Raw genomic sequence first — 16,953 nt, forward strand, 5'->3', positions numbered from 1 at the left:
GGACAACACGCCAGTGCGTGTTTGGCGGCGGGCGGTTCACGCCGGCTTGCGGTACAAACCCACGGCCAGGCCGACGATGATGATCGCAATCGAGATCAGGTCCGGCGTGGAAACACGCTCGCCAATCAGCAGCATCGAACTGCTGATCCCGAACACCGGAATCAACAACGACAGTGGCGCCACCGTGGACACCGGGTACAGCCTGAGCAGCGAGTTCCAGCCCCAGTAGGCAAAGTGCGTCGCCAGGTACACCTGAAACAGAATGGACAGGATCGCCATGATGTCGAGGCTCGACTGCAAGCCTTCGAACGGCGCGCTGCCATGCATCAGCCAGGCCATAAGAAATAACGGGATCGGCGGAAACAGGCTGGCCCACACCATGAACGAGAAGACCTCAGTGACCCCCGACTTCTTGATGATGACGTTGCCCACGCTCCAGGCCAGCGCGCTGAATACGATCAGCATCACGCCCAGCACTGCGTGGCTGCCTTCCCGGGTGGAGATGATAGCTGCCAGGCCGATCAGGGCCAGAAATGCACCTGCCATTTGCGTCCCGCGGAGTTTTTCCCTGAACAACACGCAACCCCAGCCCATGGTGAAAAATACGCTGAGTTGAATGATCAATGACGCGATGCCGGGGCTCACACCCCTCTCGATGCCATAGTTGATCACGCCCCACATGCCCAACCCGAAGATGACGCCGTAGGCGGCCACGTAGCTGAATTTGACGGCGGGGCGCTTGATGAAGAACACCAGTGGCAGGGCGGCGAGGGCAAAGCGGATGCCCGTGAGGACGAAGGGGTCGACCGAGCGCAGGCCCAGTTTGGTAATGGGGAAATTCACCCCCCATACCAAGGTGACGAGCACGGCGAGCGCCAGATGTTTTTTCAGCATGGAATGTTCCCTTGGTCATTACAGTTATCCAAGGGCGTGGATGTTAGGGGGTGGTTGGCTGGCCCGCTTGCTATGTAAGGTCATCTTTTGACAGAATCGGGCCATGATTCCGACCTTTGACTCCGCCAGCCCTGAAGCCGTGGTAACACTGCGCGAATACCCTTGCGGCACCGTCTTTGAGCGGCACACGCATTCACGTGGGCAGTTCGCCTATGCCTCCACCGGCGCGCTGAAAATGTTCACCGATCTCGGCAACTGGGTGGTACCGCCGCAACGGGCGATCTGGGTGCCGGGTGGTGTGCCCCACGCTATGCATATGCGCGGGGATGTGGTGATGCTCAATACCTACTTGAACGCCGAGGCGGCTGAGCGGGCGGGGTTGCAGGAGCGCTGCCAAGTGTTTGAAGTGTCGCCCCTGCTCAGGCATTTGCTTGAGGCGGCGTTGGCTATCGACTCCTCGACATTACCCAGCGTGAGGCATCACTGCGTGCTGACGCTGTTGATTGATGAAATCGGAGCCATGCCCGAGCTGCCACTCAGCGCGCCATTGCCGTGCGAGTCGCGGCTGGCGCGAGCCTGTCAGCGCTTCCTGGATGCGCCCACGCAGAAAATCACCCTTGATGAGATGGCTGATTGGTCGAACATGAGCCGGCGCACCTTCACCCGCCATTTCTACGAGGGCACGGGGATGACGTTCGTGTCCTGGCGCCAGCAGGTGTGCCTATTGGAAGCCACCGCACGGCTAAGCCACGGCGCGTCCATCACCGAGGTAGCGCTCGAATTGGGGTTCAGCAGTTCCAGTGCATTCACCTCCGTGTTCCGGCGCAACCTGGGGGATTCGCCGGCGCGCTACCTGGCCAAATCAAAGGCTGCGGCGCAGTTCTGATCCTTCGCGACCGCCACGCCGGTCAGGATTCACCGTCCTACAAGCCTCCCTTTGGTATTATCGCCGTCCCTCGTCACCAGGAGTCACCGGCCCATGCAGCACCAGTGGGATGAAATGCACCGCACCCGCAAGCCCACGTTCGTATTGTGCGGCGAGCCTCAGGGGGATGTGCTCAATCTCTATGTGCACGGTTACTCGGCGTTCTTCAACCGGCAACAACTGGGCAATTTCAAGGCGCAGCTCGCGGGTATCGAAGGGTCGACCAACCTGATGCTGTTCTGGCCGGCGGGGCATTTCCTGGAAAACCTGTTTGCGCCCTTCAAGGATGTGATCGCCGCGATGCTGGGTGGTGGTGGCATCGGTGCTGCGACCGTAGGCGTGGGCAAGGCGATTGCGTATTTTCTCGACCACTATAAAAGCGTCGAGGCGCGGGTGGACGAAGTGGCCAGGAGCTTGCTGCCGGAGCTGGCCAGCTACCTGCATGGCGAGTCGCTGGAGGTGCGGCGTATCAACCTGATCGGTCATTCCCTGGGGGCGCGGATTCTGGTCAAGAGCCTGCTGGCCAGCCCGGACACCGCGCGCGAGCTGCCATTGGACAACCTGCTGTTGATGGGCGGCGCGATCTGTACGTCTAGCCCTTGGGAAGAGGTGTGCGCGCCGCTCAAGGGGCGGGTGATCAATTGCCATTCCAGCAAGGACTGGGCCCTGGCGATGAAGCCGGACACCGAGCGGTGCATCGGCCGGTACGCGATCCCGGTGACGCCGGCGCTCAAGGCCAAGGTCACCAATGTGCACTTGGCCACCTTCGATCACGCCGCCTACTGGCCGCAGTTGCAGACCGTGGTGCAGTACACCGACCTGTTGCAGGAGCGGCGCGGCCTGATTCGTTCCGACCAGCGCAGCAGCGAGGTACGCTTTGCCGAAGAGGACGTCGACTTGTTTCCGGCCCTGGTGCAGGCGCGGCCGGAAGAGCTGAAGTTTCTCGCCGAATTGATGGCGCAAAAGCGCAGTGCATCGATCGACGCCACGGTGCGCGAGCCGCTCAAGCTGGCCATCGAGTTGCAGCGCATGGGCGGCGATAGTTTTATGAACCTGGCCCGTGGCCACGGCGTGAACTATCGCCAGATTGCCGAAGATGTGGCGCAGCGGCTGGGGATCAAGTTTTCCGAGCCCGTCGCAACCGTTGCGCTGGCTGACCTTGAAGCCCTGGTCGCGGAAAAACTGATTGAGCAGTACAAGGACAAACTCAGCAACGCCGACCGCCAGGTATTCGACGCAGAGCTCAAGGCGGCTGCACAGAAAGAGCAGGGGCTGTTCAGCCGTTTCGATGTCGGCCGCTCGGCCACTACGGCATTGAGTGGCACGGCGCTGGCCGGGTTGACCGGGTTTATCCTGCGTCGTGGTGCGGCCACGGCGATCCCGGTGGTGGGCCAGGCGCTGGCGGCGGCGATGCTGCTGGTGAGCGGTGTACGGGCGTTTTCCGGCCCGGCCTATTCGATTACCACCCTGGCGGTGTTGGTGGTCGGGGTGATTCGCCAGCGCATGGAGCGTGAAGCCTTGAACCAGGAGATGGACCTGGTGGTGCAGGTGGTGGAGGCGTTTGACCTGCCTCGGGAGACGGTGATGCGCACCGTTGCGTCTGACTGATAAGCTGAGCCCCTGTCGAGTGTGTTTGCCTGGGATACCGCGTGAAATTCAGCCTGCCGAAAATCGCTACCGCTCCATTCTGCCCGCCGGAAGTGGCGGGCTCCGTCGCCGTTGACCCCACGGCGTCGTTCTTCAAACGCATTCTTATGTTTGCCGGCCCCGGCCTGCTGATCTCCATCGGCTACATGGACCCGGGCAACTGGGCCACGGCCATCGAAGCCGGGTCGCGCTACGGCTACAGCCTGTTGTTCGTGGTGTTGCTCGCCAGTCTGGCGGGGATGGCGGTGCAGTGCCTGTGCTCACGCCTTGGCATCGCTACCGGCAAGGACCTCGCACAACTGTGCCGTGAGCGCTACAGCAAACGCTCCGCACGCACCCAGTGGGTGTTGGCGGAAATCTCCATTATCGCCACGGACCTTGCCGAAGTGCTCGGCTGCGCCCTGGCGTTTCACCTGCTGCTGGGCGTTTCCCTGACCACCGGCATTGTCATCACCGCCTTCGATACGCTGTTGGTCCTGGCCCTGCAAAACCGTGGTTTTCGCCGCCTGGAAGCGATCATGCTGGCGCTGGTGGCGACCATCGGCGTGTGTTTCTTTATTGAGCTGGTGCTGATCAAACCTTATTGGCCGGATGTGTTCAGTGGTTTCACCCCATCCCTTTCGGCCATCAGCGATGCCGCGCCGTTGTACCTGGCTATCGGTATTCTCGGCGCCACGGTGATGCCCCATAACCTCTACCTGCACAGCTCGATCGTGCAAACCCGCCTGATCGGCAAAGACCTCGCGAGCAAACAGGACGCGGTCAAGCTGGCCCGGATCGACACCATTGGCTCCCTGGCCCTGGCACTGCTGGTCAACGCAGCCATCCTGATACTCGCCGCCTCCGCCTTCTACAAGACGGGGCACACTGAGGTGGTCGAGATCCAGGACGCCTACCGCTTGCTCGACCCGCTGGTGGGCGGCGCCTTTGCCAGCATCCTGTTCGGCATCGCCTTGCTGGCGTCCGGGCAAAGCTCGACCTTTACCGGCACCATCGCCGGGCAAGTGATCATGGAGGGCTACCTCAACCTGCGCATTCCCTGCTGGCAACGCCGCCTGATCACCCGTGGGCTGGCGCTGATCCCGGCGTTTCTCGGGGTGTGGTTGATGGGTGACCAGGCCATTGGCAAGCTGCTGATCCTCAGCCAGGTAGTGCTCAGCCTGCAGTTGCCGTTCGCGTTGTACCCCTTGATCCGCATGACCGGCGACAAGCAACTGATGGGGCCGTTCGTCAATCGCCTGCATACCCGCGTGTTGGCGTGGTTTCTGTTTGCGGTCATCAGTGGGGCCAATGCGTGGTTGATTGGGCAGTGGGTGTTCTGAGTTCCGGGCAGTGGGTGTGGACTACACCAGAATGGCCAGGGATGTGTATTGGGCAATCTGCGCGTCCGCGGTCATTAGCCTCATCGGTTCACTGATGGCTGTCGCTACGATGAGCCGATCAAAAGGGTCTTTGTGATGATGCTCAAGATCCTTTACGGCAATCGCGTGTTCTGAGGTGATGGGCAGTTCGACGAAACCGCTTTCAAGGCAATATTCCCGGATTTCGTCCAGGTCGGCATCGAGTTTTCCAAGGCCGACCTTGATCGCCATTTCCCAGAAGGTTGCCGCGCTGACGTAAATCTCTGCGGCATTCTCGATCAGTCGTCGGGCTTTGCTGGATAGCTTCGGGTCATCACTCAGTGCCCAGAGCAGAACATGGGTATCCAGCAGCACCCTCATGGATGGCTGCCTGCAAACGTATCCAGCAGGTCATCTGGCAGGGGCGCTTCAAAATCCTCGGGGACAACCAGCTTTCCTTTCATCACGCCAATTCGCTGACCTTTGGATTTCCCCACGGGGACGAGTTGCGCCATCGCACGTCCATGCTTGGCAATGGTGATAATTTTGCCGGCGGCGGCGTCATCCACCAGTTTTGACAGGTTATTTTTTGCTTCGCCCAAGGGTACGGTAATCATGAGGTGCTCCGCGTATTTTGGCCAAATATAGCCAAAACTGGGCGAGCTATCCAAGACGGGCCGACCGCTGGTTGCCGCCGCGCGTTCATCGCGCGATGGCTTTGGGTACATGAAAACCATGGCATCTCTCCAAAAAAGACATCGCCAAAGTCTGCCGCAATGCACCCAGTCCAAAATATAGTGGCTCGTTAAATCAGACCGAGCCTACTTTTACTACGCGGAAAATTCCTCAACCGCTCATCGATCCCAATACGGCACCGTCCCAAAACACTCCACAAAGTAATCAATCACCGTGCGCACTTTCAGCGACAGGCGCCGGCTCCCCGGCCACAACGCCGCAATCTGCTGGGGCTCGAGGGTTGTCGCCACATCGTAGTCCGTCAGCACCGCCTGCAAGGTGCCGGCGCGCAGGCCTTCGCCGATCAGCCAGGACGGAAACACCACCAGCCCCAGGCCTTGTTCGGCGGCGTGGGTGAGGGTGTCGGCATGGTTGCCGGTGATCGGGCCCTTAACGCTATAGGGTGTCCAGTCGTCCTGGCCCTTGCGGAAAAACCAGCGTTGCTGGCCGGTGATGCCCTTGTAGGCCAGGCACTGGTGGTGGATCAGTTCTTCAGGGTGTCGGGGCGTGCCATGCCGGGCCAGGTAGGCGGGGCTGGCCGCGAGGCGAAAGCGCTGGGGTGCGAAGATGCGTGCCTGCATGCTGGAATCGTTGAGCACGCCGATACGAAACAGCAGGTCGGTGCCGTCTTGCAGCGGGTCGACGAAGGTGTCGGTTTGCTGGATGTCCAGTTGCAGTTTCGGGTAGCGCCGGCATAACTCACCCAGCCACGGTGACAGGTGACGCTGGCCGAACACCATCGGTGCGTTGATGCGTACCAGGCCGCTGGGTTCGCTTTCCTGCTCCTGCAGGGCCTGGCCGGCGGCTTCCAGTTGTTCGAGCATCACGCGCGCGTGCCGCCCCAGCAGGCGCCCGGCCTCGGTGGGGCTTACCGCGCGGGTGTGACGATAGAGCAACTGCTGGCCGAGGGCTTGTTCCATCAGTTGGATCTGCCGGGAAATCGAGGAGGGCGCCAAGCCTTCACGGCGGGCTACTTCAGAAAAACTACCGTGATCCAGCACGGCGACGAACAGGCGCAGCGCCTTGAAACTCAATTCATTCAAACCCTGCATCGTGGCTCCGTGCTGTGCGTTCTGCGCAAAGGTGTTGTCCGCATACTCCCATTTATCGCACAGAACGACCACCGGATAATGCGCGTCATCCAATCCTTTGTTGACGTGCAGGTGATGTATGCAAGCAAGTTCCATCGAGGCTGTGGCGCAAGCCACGCCGAAGAAAAACCTCCTACGGCTGCTGCTGTTGCCGCTGGTGATCCTGGCCGGCATGGGCTTGTCGGTCGAGGCAGGATTGCTCGGGCCGCTCGGCGTGCAAGTGGGGCACCTGTGGGCAACCTTGAGCATCTTCGGCGTGGGCTCGGCGATTCTGTTTTTGCTGCTGCTGTTCAGCGGCCCGCAGAAGGGGCCGGCGCTGTCCGAGCTGCCGCGCTGGCAATTGATCGGTGGGTTCCTGGGGCCGATGTATGTGGTGGTGCTGACCCTGGCCACGCCGCACATCGGTATTGCCATGACCATGATCGCGATTTTGTCCGGTCAGGTGGGCAAGAGCGTGCTGATCGATCATTTTGGTTGGTTCGGCACCGCACGCAAACGGGTCAATGGCGAGCGCTGGATAGCCCTGGCGTTGATTGTGGCGGCACTTGTTCTGATAGCACGAGGGTAAGGCGATGAATCTGATTCTGTTATTGGTGCTGGTGATTGCTGCAGGTGCGGTGCTGAGTGTGCAGGCGGCGATCAATGGGCGCCTCGGCCAGTCGGTAGGCGTGTTGCGCAGCAGTCTGCTGACGTTTGCGGTGGGCGCGCTCACCACCGCACTGCTGATTTTCTTCTTCGAACCGGCCCAGGCCTTCAGCCTGCTGGACGTCCCCAAATGGCAACTGACGGGCGCATTGTTTGGCGTGGTGTACATGATGGTGATGGTCGGGGCGGTGCCGGTGGTCGGTACTGCGGTGGCAACCGTGGCCGTGATCACCGGGCAATTGGGCATGGGCATGCTGATCGATAACTTCGGGTGGCTGGGCAACCCGGCTGTCGAACTGTCGAGCAGCCGCATCCTGGCGATGGTGTGTCTGGCGCTGGCCTTGGTGTTCATGTACCGCAGCAATACGCGTACCGACTGATGGTTTGAACCATCGCCGACGGCGGGCAGTCACTGCTTAAGGTGCTGGCAACCGCCGCACCGGACGACCATGAAGAAGGAGTCTGGCCATGCCTGATCAAACCTGTGCCTGCCCACATTGCAAGTGTGTGCTGGGCGTCGATGCGGTAATGAAGGACGGTAAGGGCTATTGCTGCCAGGGCTGTGCCGAGCACCATGCCCATGGCGAGCCTTGTTCGGCTGCAACGGGGTGCGAGTGCGCCAAGTCGGCCAAAGGCTGAATACGTTCGCAGGGAGCCTGAAATAGTGGGCTCCCTGCGTATCGATTATTGGGGTTCCAGCTCCAGGCGCAGGCTGTGGTCGGACAAATGCCGGCTGTCTTTTACCACGCCGCTGGTTCGCCGACCTTCGAGTGCCAGCACCAGGGTTTGCGCATCATGCAAATCGTCCGGCAACGGCTGGAACACCTTCAGCACCAGCCAGCCGGGTTTGTGCTGCACGCTCACCTGGCACTCGACATGCTTGGCCAATGGCCCGAACAACGTGTCCCGGGTGTAATCGATGCGCGCTTTGCCGTTGATTGAATCCATGCTCATTTCTCCTTGATCAAGCCTGGGCGCGCACATCCGAGCGGCGCCATTGCACGTTTTTTATGCCGAATTTCTCGGCCTGTTCCTGGCTGGTCTTCTTCACCTGCTCGCGGGCGAAACGGCCGATACGGCCCACGCCAGCGTCACAGCTTGCCCAATGCCAGGCCTCCAAGGTATCCAGCTTTTCCAGACGGATAATGAATGACTTGGCTTCGCCATGGAGGGTGTAGTCGATCACAAACAGTTTTGCGTTATTCATTGGCCCATCAACCCTGGTGGTGTAAACAAGTGATCGCCCCAGGCGGCAAAAATTCACTCGGATTGTCGAGCGGTGGTCATTACCATGACGGCTTACCCATCGATAGACGTGCACCTCATGGCCCTGGCCGCGCCCCCCGACCTCAGTGATCACGCTGTCCCCGTGCAACCCCTGGCACGCACGTACCCGCGTGGCTTGTATGTGGAGCCCCATCGGCACGACTGGGGCCAATTGCTCTATGCCATGAGCGGCGTGATGTGGGTCGAGACGCCTCGTGAAGCCCTGGTGGTGCCGCCCCAGCGTGCGGTCTGGCTGCCGCCGGGGGTTGAGCACGGCATCCGGGTGGTGTCGGATTTGCAGATGCGCAATATCTACTTGCGCCCGGCCTTGGCGGCGACATTGGACAGCCAGGTGCAGGTGATTGAAGTCGGTGGGCTGCTGCGTGAGTTGATCGTCACGCTGGTGGAACAGGGCGACAGCGGTGATGCGGGGTATTACGCCGCGGTGGTCGGCCTGGCCCTGCTGGAGTTGCAACGGGCGCGGCGCTCGCAGATCCGTATCGCCATGCCGGTGGAGGCCGATCGCCGGCTGATCAGCGCTTGCCAGGCGGTCATGGCGGCGCCGTCCCTGGAGATACCTTTCGAGCAGCATGCTGAGGCGGCAGGTGCCAGCGTGCGCACCTTGGCGCGGTTGTTCCAGCACCACCTGGGCATGGGCTTTGCCGAATGGCGTCGCCAGGTGCAATTGGCCACGGCGGTGGCCGAGTTGATCCAGGGCCAGTCGGTCAGCGCTATTGCGCGGTCCCTGGGCTATTCGCCGAGCAGTTTCAGCGACATGTTCCGGCGTGAACTGGGGATGGCGCCTTCTCAGTATGTGAGTTGGCCGAAATCCTGAAGCGTTTGGCCGATGCTGCCGGGATGGGCTTCCTACACTAAGCCCATCAAATCACCAGGCGCTGCCCCCATGAGTTACCTGATCTCCCTTGTCATTGGCCTCTTTGTCGGCGTGATCTACGGCGCACTGGACTTCCGCTCGCCCGCACCACCCGCCATTGCGCTGGTGGGCCTGATGGGCATGCTGCTCGGCGAAAAACTCTGGCCCATGGGCCGGCAGTTGGTCAGCGGTTGGTTGTCCTGATTCCTTTTCTCCCTTCGATGGATACTGGCAATGAAAGCACTGCAATTTTCCGCCACTGGCGACCTCACCGCCCTGAGCTTCGTCGACGTCGCCACGCCGGTGCCGGCCGCCGATGAAGTGCTGGTACAGATCAAGGCCGCCGGCCTCAATCCCAGCGATGTGAAGAACGTACTCGGGCGTTTCCCCTACACCAGCGTGCCATGCATACCGGGCCGCGACTTTGCCGGCGTGGTTGTGCAAGGTCCGCAGGCGCTGGTGGGGCAGGAGGTCTGGGGCACCGGTCGCGACCTGGGCTTTTTCGCCGACGGTTCCCACGCCCAGTACCTCACCGTCTCGGCCAAAGGCGTGGCGCATAAACCCGCCCACCTGAGTTTTGCCCAGGCCGCCAGCCTGGGTGTGCCGTACACCACCGCCTGGGATGCGCTGGCGCGCAGTGGCGTGGGCAAAGGCACGCGGTTGCTGGTGATCGGCGCCAATGGGGCGGTGGGCAGTGCGGCATTGGCCTTGGCAAGGGTACTTGGTGCGCAGGTGTTGGCAGCGGTGCGCAAGGCTGACCAGGTCGAGGTGTTGCAGGCGCAAGGGTTCGACGCGATTGCGTTGGGCAAGCCCGAAGCGCTGGGCGCGCAGGTCAATGCGGTATTCAAGGGTGGCGCCGATGTGATCTTCGACACCACCGGTTTCTGGCTGCCGGCGGCCGTGGCAGGCCTGGCGCCGTTCGGCCGCATCGCGATCATTGCCGCGCCGGTGGACGGCCATGTACAACTGCCGGCCCTGGCCCTGTATCGCAAGGGCGGCTCGGTGGTGGGGATCAATTCATTGCTCTACAACTGTGAACAGTGCGCGGTGATGCTGGAGCAGTTCGGGCGTTTCTTCGATGAGGGCCTGCTGCCGCTGCCGACCGGCCTGCGCGAAGTGGCGCTGGCCGATGGCGTGCAGTGCTATGAGGACGTGAATCAAGGCAGTGCGGACAAGATCATTTTGCTGCCTTGACACATTCTGATGTGCACTAGGCTTCTGGGACGCCTTTTTCCCATGCCGACCAGTTCTTGAGGATCGCCTGTACCAGCGGGTTACCCGTGCGGTAGAGGTTTTCCAACGCCGGTACGAACCCTCCCTGGTCGGCGTATTTGAGCAGGTTGTCCACTTCGCTGTAGCCAGGGTAGGGGCGGTCGAAGTCCGATCCGGCACGTACGACGGCCAGGCGCTGGATGTCCACCAACCCCTCGCGGCTGGCGCGCAGCAAGGCCTCGTACGTTGAGTTGTCCTCCTGTTGGGTGGTGCAGTACTCGCCTTTGTTATCCGTGAGCAACTTGGTCCACACCTCGGCGCGTTCGCTCAGGCGCGTGCCGGAGAACCAGGTATTGCCCGCCAGGGTGTCGCAGCGGGTGACTTGCGGCGGCTGGTTGGCGGGTGCGGCGGGGTAGTGTTTGCGCCAGGCGGCGGACTCTTTGCTTTCCGTAAGTTCGACTGTGTGCGACAGGGCGAACGCCTTGGCCTGCAACTTGGGGTTCAGCTCAAACACTTCGGTCTTATAGTCCAGCGGCGGCTTTTCGTTGGGGCCCTTGGTGTTGATGCCAAGGTAGCCGGTCGGCCAATCCTTGGGTGCATCCCGCGAATCCAGTTCCCACTGGGTGCCGAATTCCACCAGGTAGTGGGCCCAGGCGGCTGTGCCGATGGTGCCGTGTTTCGGGCTGATGCCGGCAATCCCGGCGATCAGGAAATAGCTCTGGCGCAGGTCGAACTTGGGCGACAAGGCCAGGGCCAGGGTGGACGCGGCAGCGTTGGTCTGGCCCATGCCGGTCACCAGCAGGCACACGTCCCGGGTGTTGCAGCGGATCACCGGGTATTCGGCGGACAGGCCCGGCACGCGCACTTCCTGCTTGAGTTCCAGGCGGTCGATCCAGGTTTGCGCCTCGGGGGCGAACATGGTGATCAGCATCACCTTGGGCTTGATGGGGGCAGCAGAATCAGCCAGCACCACGTGGGGCAGCAGCGCCAGGCCGACGGCCAGCGAAAGACGGGTAAACGTATTCATCTAATAATCCTTGATCAGAATTGGTAGCCCACGCCGGCGTAATAACCCCAGCCGTCGGAGCGGGCGCGAAAGTTACCCTCGCCGAAGTTCAACTCACTGCCATCTTCCCAGTTGCCGCCGTTATGAAAATAACGACCGACCAGGGTAAAGCGCAGGTGGGTGAACGAATACAGCAGCACGTTGGTCGCCACCAGGGCGTTGGCGGTGCGCGCCGGGTTGTCCTTGTGCAGGTCCGAGCCGAAATCGTAGTTGGTGAAACCGATGTAGGTCAGCGAGGCGCCGTTGTCGAACTTGCCGATGGGCACGATGTATTTCATCTGCGCGCGGTAGCCGTCCCAGGAATACTCATTGCTGGCGCCGTAGTTTTCCCATTGGTAACGCCCGTAGAAGTTCGCCGACAGGTTGACACGCGAGTGGGTGTCGATGTCGGTGCCGAGGCCGCTGTACAGGGTGTTGGCTCGGTTGGCCTTATTGCTGCCGTGGTCGTAGATCCAGTCGAACGCCACATACCATTCCTTGAACGGGCCGATGGCCAGGCTGCGTCCGGCCAGGTAGTCGATGGAGATACGCGGCTCGTGCTCCATGAAGACCGGCGAGCCATGGTCCCACGCGCCTTTGTCGTTACTGTTGCCGATGCCGAGGATCTTCGGCACGTCGATGTAGCCGTACAACTCGAAGGGCCCCTTGCGGCCGAAGTACTCGTATTCCAGGTAGACATCATCCTGGGGCTTGGGGCCGAAGCTGATGTCTTTGCTGCCGATCAGCGTCAGGTCCTGGTTGAACCATTCCGATAGATAGACGCCTTTTTTCGCCGGGCTGGCCTCAGGGCTCAGGGTTTCGCCCTGTGCTGAGTCATCGACGGGTTTTTCCTGCGCCAAAATGGGCGCGCTGAGTACTCCCGTTACGGCGGCCAGTAGCAAGGAAACACCAAAGCAGGCACGGGGCCTTGAGGTTGGGTGCATTGAAAGTCCCTATTCGTACGCGGTTTGAACCCGATTCATCGGGTCGTGGGGAACTTGGCGGTCAAGTTCGTACCGCAAACGGTTGCACAGGCTGTACCAACTTTACTTAATGGCTTGAATGCCATGGAAAAAAACAGAATTACTCGACCTTTTGATCAGAAATGACTGGGTGTCATTTTCTCGATGGGGTTGAACAGGTGCATCGCCGTTTCACGGCGGTATTCACTGGGCGTCTGGTGCATCTCGATTCGAAAGTGCCGGTTGAAGTTGGACAGGTTGGCGTAGCCCACTTCAAAACAAATATCCGCCACCGACATCTCGCTTTGCAGCAACAACCGGCAGGCGCGTTGCACGCGGAATTTGCGCATCAGGTCGATAAATCCATGGCCCGTGTTGCGCTTGAAGAAGCGTGAGAAGCCCGGTTCGCTCATGTCCAACTGTTGGGCGATCACTGACAGGCGCACGTCGCCGGTGAGTTCGCGCATCAGGTAGTCGAAGGCCTTGTTGATGCGCTCGGCGCTGCGGGCGTCCAGGGTCGGAGCGTAACAGGGGCTGGCCAGGGCCTTTACCTGCTGCGCCGGGGCGTTTTTCAGGTAGTCGAGCAGTTGCAGGAACAGGGTCAGCCGTTGCAGGCCGTGGGCGCTGCCGATGGCTTCCATCAACCGTGCGGCCTGCACGGCGGTGTCGCCACTGAATTCCAGGCCGCGCCGGGCCTGTTCGAACAACGGCTGCAAGTCGCCGAGTTCGGGCAGGGTCTGGCGCAGGGCAAGCAGGGCGGCGCCGTCGAATTGCAGCACCACGTCGCGACCGCTCAAATGTTCGCCGGGGGCCAGTTCGCCGATCCAGTCATGGGGCAGGTCGGGGCCGATCAGGGCCACATGCCCGGCACTGAACGCACCGATATAGTCGCCCGCCACCAACTTGCCGCTGCCCTGGCGAATCAGGTGGATTTCGAATTCAGGGTGGTGGTTCCAGCGCGCCAGATCGTAAGGGTAGTCGTGTTCGAACCAGCGAAAGCAGTGCTGCGGCTCGGGCAGGATCACCTCAAGCTCGGCGGGGCGGTGTTCGAACAGCGTGGCGCGACTGACGGGCATGGTGATGCCTCTTCTATGGGTGCAGTCGCCTCAAAATACGCGGGTTGGCGCTACCTTCGCTACCCCCGGTTTCGCCTGGCACTGATACTTTTTTGCGCCCTATGCAGCGGTTAAAAAAGTATCAGCCAGGCATGCGTCAGGCGTTTGTGAGGGCCTGGCCCAAGCTGCTGTAATCGGCCCTCAACAACAAAAACAACAGGTGGAAACCGCTATGTTCAAGCTCCCGCAAGCGTTGTTCCTGCTTTCCGGCCTGGCCTTGGCCATGCCCAGCCAGGCTGCCGACACTGTGACCATCGCTACCGTCAATAACAGCGACATGATCCGCATGCAGCGTCTGTCCAAGGTGTTCGAGCAGCAGCACCCGGACATCCAGCTCAACTGGGTGGTGCTCGAAGAAAACGTGCTGCGCCAGCGCCTCACCACCGATATCGCCACCCAGGGCGGCCAGTTTGACGTGCTCACCATCGGCACCTACGAAACCCCGCTGTGGGGCGCCAAGCACTGGCTGGAACCGCTGACCCAACTGCCAGCCGATTACGACGCCGACGATATCTTCCCCTCGGTGCGCCAGGGCCTGTCGGTCAACGGCACCTTGTATGCCTTGCCGTTCTACGGGGAAAGCACCGTCACCTACTACCGCACCGACCTGTTCAAGCAAGCCGGCCTGAGCATGCCGGCGCACCCGACCTGGACGCAGCTCGGTGAATTCGCCGCCCAGCTCACCGCCAAGGACAAAGGCCAGTACGGCATGTGCCTGCGCGGCAAGGCCGGTTGGGGCGAGAACATCGCGCTGCTGAGCACCATGGCCAACGCTTTTGGTGCGCGCTGGTTCGATGAGCAGTGGAAGCCTGAGTTGACCAGCCCCGAGTGGACCGCCGCCGCCAACTTCTACGTCAACACCCTCAAGCAATATGGGCCGCCCGGCGTGTCCAGCAACGGTTTCAACGAAACCCTGGCGCTGTTCAACAGCGGCAAGTGCGCGATCTGGGTCGATGCCAGCGTCGCCGGCTCCTTCACCACCGACAAGAGTCAAAGCAAAGTCGCCGACAGCGTAGGCTTCGCCGCGGCCCCCACCGAAGTCACCGACAAAGGCTCCTCCTGGCTGTACGCCTGGTCGCTGGCGATCCCGGCCACTTCCCAGCACAAGGACGCCGCCAAGGCCTTTATCGCCTGGGCCACGTCCAAGGACTACATCCAGTTGGTCGCCGATAAAGAAGGCATCACCAACGTACCGCCCGGTACCCGCCAGTCCACCTACAACGCGGCGTACCTCAAGGCCGCACCGTTTGCCCAGGTGACCCTGGAGATGATGCAGCACGCCGACCCCGCACACCCGTCGGCCAAACCCGTGCCGTACGTGGGTATCCAGTACGTGACCATCCCGGAGTTCCAGGCCATCGGCACGTCCGTCGGCAAGCTGTTCTCGGCGGCGCTGACGGGGGGCATGTCGGTTGAGCAGGCGTTGCTCCAGGCGCAGTCCACCACCGAGCGCGAAATGAAACGCGCCGGCTATCCCAAATAATGTTCAAAGGACAGATGCCTTATGAAACGACTCGAAGGTAAGAGCGCGCTGATCACCGGATCGGCACGCGGGATTGGCCGCGCGTTTGCCCAGGCCTATATCCATGAAGGCGCGACCGTCGCCATCGCCGATATCAACCTGCAGCGGGCCCAGGCCACCGCCGCCGAGCTTGGCCCACAAGCCTACGCGGTAGCGATGGACGTCACCGACCAGGCTTCCATCGACAGCGCGATTACCGCCGTGGTTGCCCAGGCCGGCAAGCTCGACATCCTGATCAACAACGCGGCGCTGTTCGACCTGGCCCCCATCGTCGACATCAGCCGCGACAGCTTTGATCGACTGTTCTCGATCAACGTCTCCGGCACGCTGTTCACCCTGCAAGCCGCTGCCCGGCAGATGATCAGCCAGGGGCACGGCGGCAAGATCATCAACATGGCCAGCCAGGCCGGGCGACGCGGTGAGGCGTTGGTGGCGGTGTATTGCGCGACCAAGGCGGCGGTGATCAGCCTCACGCAATCGGCGGGGCTGAACCTGATCAAGCAAGGGATCAACGTCAACGCCATCGCCCCCGGTGTGGTCGATGGTGAGCATTGGGATGGGGTGGATGCGCTGTTTGCCAGGCATGAAGGCCTGGCGCCTGGCGAGAAGAAGCGGCGCGTGGGGGCAGAGGTGCCGTTCGGGCGGATGGGTACGGCTGAAGACCTCACCGGAATGGCGATCTTCCTGGCGTCGAAGGAGGCGGATTATGTGGTGGCCCAGACCTATAACGTCGACGGCGGCAACTGGATGAGCTAAAGCAATTCCCCAATCAAAACTGGGGGAGGGGGCTTGCTCCCGATAGCGGTGGATCAGTCACTTTATTTGCTGACTGTCACACTGCTATCGGGAGCAAGCCTCCTCCCACATTTGAACGTCATCGTTCTTGAAAAGGCGGCTTAGTCGGCAAAACTGCGATCAAAGAAGTAAACCGCCCCAGGCTTCAGATTCTCCACCGTCGCCTGAGGCCTGCCGCCTTCACCCTGCTTCTTGCGCCCCGTCTCGCGCAAATATCCCGCCTCCGTCAGCTTCAACAAGCGCTGGCGAATACTGGTCTTGAGCACCGGTCGCTCCAGCACCAGGGAAAAGATCGTGGTCGCCTCCGGCGCGCTGAACTCATTGCCCAGGAACATCAGCGGCAAGCTGCTGTACAGCGACTTGGAAAACAGCCGGTCCTGCACCGCCGCGACGATGCTGTTGTGGTCGAACGGTAACTTGATACTGCCATCGGCCACCGCCTTCAGCGGGAACCAGCCTTGATGCTCACTCGGCGCCACCTCATCCGCGATGATCGCCAGGTAGTAGGTTGACGACGACCAGCAACGCGGATCGCGAAACGCATCGCCCACCGTGCCCACTTGCTCGCTCCAGGCCAGCTCCAGGCCGACCTTGCTGCTGGCGCGCAAGCGTTCCACCGCATCCTGGAGGCTCAGATCTTGCACGCCGCCATTCACCACCACGCCCGGCAGCGCCCAATGCCCGGCGAAGGGCTCGGCTTCGCGCTTGTTCAGCAACAACTTGAGTTCCCCGGCGGCGCGGCAGTAGCACAGCACGCACAGGTCGACGGTATGGAGGTAGGGGCTAAGGGGCATGTGACGTCCTTCTGAACAGCGGTGGGGCACAGTCTAACGGATCGGACAGATATGTCATGTACTGGCTCCCGGGTAGATAACCAAATGTTTC

General features: G+C 61.4%; 21 protein-coding genes. 11 read left to right on the forward strand and 10 right to left on the reverse strand.

Going from position 1 to position 16,953, the window contains the following annotated elements; genetic code table 11:
- Positions 1–36 precede the first annotated feature (36 nt).
- A complete protein-coding gene (locus tag HCF10_RS09850) occupies positions 37–894 on the reverse strand; it encodes an EamA family transporter (RefSeq protein ID WP_167655413.1) in 858 nt (285 codons plus the stop codon).
- Positions 895–997: 103 nt separating this feature from the next.
- Here HCF10_RS09850 and HCF10_RS09855 point away from each other — a divergent pair, with 103 nt between their 5' ends.
- The 3 genes from HCF10_RS09855 (at position 998) to HCF10_RS09865 (ending at position 4,788) form a co-directional block, all read left to right on the forward strand.
- The gene (locus HCF10_RS09855; protein ID WP_167655414.1) at positions 998–1,780 is read left to right on the forward strand and encodes an AraC family transcriptional regulator; all 783 of its coding nucleotides are present in this window, start codon (positions 998–1,000) and stop codon (positions 1,778–1,780) included.
- A gap of 93 nt (positions 1,781–1,873) precedes the next feature.
- A complete protein-coding gene (locus HCF10_RS09860; protein ID WP_131700708.1) occupies positions 1,874–3,427 on the forward strand; it encodes a DUF726 domain-containing protein in 1,554 nt (517 codons plus the stop codon).
- Between the two features lie 41 nt (positions 3,428–3,468).
- The gene (locus tag HCF10_RS09865; RefSeq protein WP_131700709.1) at positions 3,469–4,788 is read left to right on the forward strand and encodes an Nramp family divalent metal transporter; all 1,320 of its coding nucleotides are present in this window, start codon (positions 3,469–3,471) and stop codon (positions 4,786–4,788) included.
- A 21-nt stretch (positions 4,789–4,809) separates the two neighbouring features.
- On the opposite strand, the gene HCF10_RS09870 is transcribed toward HCF10_RS09865, so the two are convergent.
- The 3 genes from HCF10_RS09870 to HCF10_RS09880 all read right to left on the reverse strand — a co-directional run bounded on the left by HCF10_RS09870 (position 4,810) and on the right by HCF10_RS09880 (position 6,593).
- On the reverse strand, positions 4,810–5,187 hold the full coding sequence (locus HCF10_RS09870; RefSeq protein ID WP_131700710.1) for a type II toxin-antitoxin system VapC family toxin: 378 nt from the start codon (positions 5,185–5,187) through the stop codon (positions 4,810–4,812).
- Positions 5,184–5,534 carry a type II toxin-antitoxin system Phd/YefM family antitoxin gene (locus tag HCF10_RS09875; protein ID WP_371920983.1) on the reverse strand — a complete coding sequence of 117 codons (351 nt, stop codon included), beginning with the start codon at positions 5,532–5,534 and terminating at the stop codon, positions 5,184–5,186. Before HCF10_RS09875 ends, HCF10_RS09870 begins: the two co-directional genes overlap by 4 nt.
- A 126-nt stretch (positions 5,535–5,660) precedes the next feature.
- Positions 5,661–6,593: a LysR family transcriptional regulator gene (locus tag HCF10_RS09880; protein ID WP_131700712.1), complete on the reverse strand. Its 933-nt coding sequence runs from the start codon at positions 6,591–6,593 to the stop codon at positions 5,661–5,663.
- A 118-nt stretch (positions 6,594–6,711) separates the two neighbouring features.
- Between HCF10_RS09880 and HCF10_RS09885 the strand changes: the two genes are divergently transcribed.
- The 3 genes from HCF10_RS09885 to HCF10_RS09895 all read left to right on the forward strand — a co-directional run bounded on the left by HCF10_RS09885 (position 6,712) and on the right by HCF10_RS09895 (position 7,916).
- On the forward strand, positions 6,712–7,200 hold the full coding sequence (locus HCF10_RS09885; protein WP_065939787.1) for a DMT family transporter: 489 nt from the start codon (positions 6,712–6,714) through the stop codon (positions 7,198–7,200).
- Positions 7,201–7,204: 4 nt separating this feature from the next.
- Positions 7,205–7,657 carry a DMT family transporter gene (locus HCF10_RS09890; RefSeq protein WP_167655416.1) on the forward strand — a complete coding sequence of 151 codons (453 nt, stop codon included), beginning with the start codon at positions 7,205–7,207 and terminating at the stop codon, positions 7,655–7,657.
- Between the two features lie 88 nt (positions 7,658–7,745).
- The gene (locus HCF10_RS09895; RefSeq protein ID WP_131700715.1) at positions 7,746–7,916 is read left to right on the forward strand and encodes a metallothionein; all 171 of its coding nucleotides are present in this window, start codon (positions 7,746–7,748) and stop codon (positions 7,914–7,916) included.
- Positions 7,917–7,961: 45 nt separating this feature from the next.
- On the opposite strand, the gene HCF10_RS09900 is transcribed toward HCF10_RS09895, so the two are convergent.
- Both HCF10_RS09900 and HCF10_RS09905 read right to left on the reverse strand, forming a co-directional pair.
- Positions 7,962–8,225, reverse strand: a complete 264-nt coding sequence (locus tag HCF10_RS09900; protein ID WP_145337223.1) for a hypothetical protein — start codon at positions 8,223–8,225, stop codon at positions 7,962–7,964.
- 16 nt (positions 8,226–8,241) lie between these two features.
- Positions 8,242–8,484, reverse strand: coding sequence for a DUF6555 family protein (locus HCF10_RS09905; protein WP_131700717.1), 243 nt, complete (start codon positions 8,482–8,484; stop codon positions 8,242–8,244).
- A 117-nt stretch (positions 8,485–8,601) separates the two neighbouring features.
- Between HCF10_RS09905 and HCF10_RS09910 the strand changes: the two genes are divergently transcribed.
- The 3 genes from HCF10_RS09910 to HCF10_RS09920 all read left to right on the forward strand — a co-directional run bounded on the left by HCF10_RS09910 (position 8,602) and on the right by HCF10_RS09920 (position 10,611).
- Positions 8,602–9,378: an AraC family transcriptional regulator gene (locus HCF10_RS09910; protein WP_167655522.1), complete on the forward strand. Its 777-nt coding sequence runs from the start codon at positions 8,602–8,604 to the stop codon at positions 9,376–9,378.
- Between the two features lie 69 nt (positions 9,379–9,447).
- Positions 9,448–9,621: a DUF1427 family protein gene (locus HCF10_RS09915; protein ID WP_131700718.1), complete on the forward strand. Its 174-nt coding sequence runs from the start codon at positions 9,448–9,450 to the stop codon at positions 9,619–9,621.
- A gap of 30 nt (positions 9,622–9,651) precedes the next feature.
- On the forward strand, positions 9,652–10,611 hold the full coding sequence (locus tag HCF10_RS09920) for a quinone oxidoreductase family protein (RefSeq protein WP_167655417.1): 960 nt from the start codon (positions 9,652–9,654) through the stop codon (positions 10,609–10,611).
- Positions 10,612–10,627: 16 nt separating this feature from the next.
- On the opposite strand, the gene HCF10_RS09925 is transcribed toward HCF10_RS09920, so the two are convergent.
- The 3 genes from HCF10_RS09925 to HCF10_RS09935 form a co-directional block, all read right to left on the reverse strand.
- Entirely contained in the window at positions 10,628–11,656 is a 1,029-nt protein-coding gene (locus tag HCF10_RS09925) for a purine-nucleoside phosphorylase (protein ID WP_167655418.1), read from the reverse strand.
- Between the two features lie 14 nt (positions 11,657–11,670).
- Positions 11,671–12,618, reverse strand: a complete 948-nt coding sequence (locus HCF10_RS09930) for a nucleoside-specific channel-forming protein Tsx (RefSeq protein WP_027607506.1) — start codon at positions 12,616–12,618, stop codon at positions 11,671–11,673.
- Positions 12,619–12,773: 155 nt separating this feature from the next.
- Positions 12,774–13,712: an AraC family transcriptional regulator gene (locus HCF10_RS09935; protein WP_167655419.1), complete on the reverse strand. Its 939-nt coding sequence runs from the start codon at positions 13,710–13,712 to the stop codon at positions 12,774–12,776.
- Positions 13,713–13,923: 211 nt separating this feature from the next.
- On the opposite strand from HCF10_RS09935, the gene HCF10_RS09940 reads away from it, so the two are divergent.
- Both HCF10_RS09940 and HCF10_RS09945 read left to right on the forward strand, forming a co-directional pair.
- Positions 13,924–15,234 carry an ABC transporter substrate-binding protein gene (locus HCF10_RS09940; protein WP_131700158.1) on the forward strand — a complete coding sequence of 437 codons (1,311 nt, stop codon included), beginning with the start codon at positions 13,924–13,926 and terminating at the stop codon, positions 15,232–15,234.
- Positions 15,235–15,255: 21 nt separating this feature from the next.
- The gene (locus HCF10_RS09945; protein ID WP_131700159.1) at positions 15,256–16,029 is read left to right on the forward strand and encodes an L-iditol 2-dehydrogenase; all 774 of its coding nucleotides are present in this window, start codon (positions 15,256–15,258) and stop codon (positions 16,027–16,029) included.
- A gap of 140 nt (positions 16,030–16,169) precedes the next feature.
- On the opposite strand, the gene HCF10_RS09950 is transcribed toward HCF10_RS09945, so the two are convergent.
- Positions 16,170–16,862 carry an NUDIX hydrolase gene (locus HCF10_RS09950; RefSeq protein WP_167655420.1) on the reverse strand — a complete coding sequence of 231 codons (693 nt, stop codon included), beginning with the start codon at positions 16,860–16,862 and terminating at the stop codon, positions 16,170–16,172.
- Positions 16,863–16,953: the final 91 nt, after the last annotated feature.

This window comes from Pseudomonas sp. B14(2022) (assembly GCF_012030485.1).
Lineage (GTDB): Bacteria > Pseudomonadota > Gammaproteobacteria > Pseudomonadales > Pseudomonadaceae > Aquipseudomonas.

Coding starts and splice junctions, on each gene's coding strand:
- HCF10_RS09935 (WP_167655419.1), bottom strand. CDS start 13,712: ATGCCCGTCAGTCGCGCCACGCTGTTCGAACACCGCCCCGCCGAGCTT.
- HCF10_RS09940 (WP_131700158.1), top strand. CDS start 13,924: ATGTTCAAGCTCCCGCAAGCGTTGTTCCTGCTTTCCGGCCTGGCCTTG.
- HCF10_RS09950 (WP_167655420.1), bottom strand. CDS start 16,862: ATGCCCCTTAGCCCCTACCTCCATACCGTCGACCTGTGCGTGCTGTGC.
- HCF10_RS09910 (WP_167655522.1), top strand. CDS start 8,602: ATGGCCCTGGCCGCGCCCCCCGACCTCAGTGATCACGCTGTCCCCGTG.
- HCF10_RS09850 (WP_167655413.1), bottom strand. CDS start 894: ATGCTGAAAAAACATCTGGCGCTCGCCGTGCTCGTCACCTTGGTATGG.
- HCF10_RS09880 (WP_131700712.1), bottom strand. CDS start 6,593: ATGCAGGGTTTGAATGAATTGAGTTTCAAGGCGCTGCGCCTGTTCGTC.
- HCF10_RS09945 (WP_131700159.1), top strand. CDS start 15,256: ATGAAACGACTCGAAGGTAAGAGCGCGCTGATCACCGGATCGGCACGC.
- HCF10_RS09925 (WP_167655418.1), bottom strand. CDS start 11,656: ATGAATACGTTTACCCGTCTTTCGCTGGCCGTCGGCCTGGCGCTGCTG.
- HCF10_RS09900 (WP_145337223.1), bottom strand. CDS start 8,225: ATGGATTCAATCAACGGCAAAGCGCGCATCGATTACACCCGGGACACG.
- HCF10_RS09905 (WP_131700717.1), bottom strand. CDS start 8,484: ATGAATAACGCAAAACTGTTTGTGATCGACTACACCCTCCATGGCGAA.
- HCF10_RS09890 (WP_167655416.1), top strand. CDS start 7,205: ATGAATCTGATTCTGTTATTGGTGCTGGTGATTGCTGCAGGTGCGGTG.
- HCF10_RS09915 (WP_131700718.1), top strand. CDS start 9,448: ATGAGTTACCTGATCTCCCTTGTCATTGGCCTCTTTGTCGGCGTGATC.
- HCF10_RS09855 (WP_167655414.1), top strand. CDS start 998: ATGATTCCGACCTTTGACTCCGCCAGCCCTGAAGCCGTGGTAACACTG.
- HCF10_RS09870 (WP_131700710.1), bottom strand. CDS start 5,187: ATGAGGGTGCTGCTGGATACCCATGTTCTGCTCTGGGCACTGAGTGAT.
- HCF10_RS09895 (WP_131700715.1), top strand. CDS start 7,746: ATGCCTGATCAAACCTGTGCCTGCCCACATTGCAAGTGTGTGCTGGGC.
- HCF10_RS09920 (WP_167655417.1), top strand. CDS start 9,652: ATGAAAGCACTGCAATTTTCCGCCACTGGCGACCTCACCGCCCTGAGC.
- HCF10_RS09875 (WP_371920983.1), bottom strand. CDS start 5,534: ATGTACCCAAAGCCATCGCGCGATGAACGCGCGGCGGCAACCAGCGGT.
- HCF10_RS09930 (WP_027607506.1), bottom strand. CDS start 12,618: ATGCACCCAACCTCAAGGCCCCGTGCCTGCTTTGGTGTTTCCTTGCTA.
- HCF10_RS09860 (WP_131700708.1), top strand. CDS start 1,874: ATGCAGCACCAGTGGGATGAAATGCACCGCACCCGCAAGCCCACGTTC.
- HCF10_RS09885 (WP_065939787.1), top strand. CDS start 6,712: ATGCAAGCAAGTTCCATCGAGGCTGTGGCGCAAGCCACGCCGAAGAAA.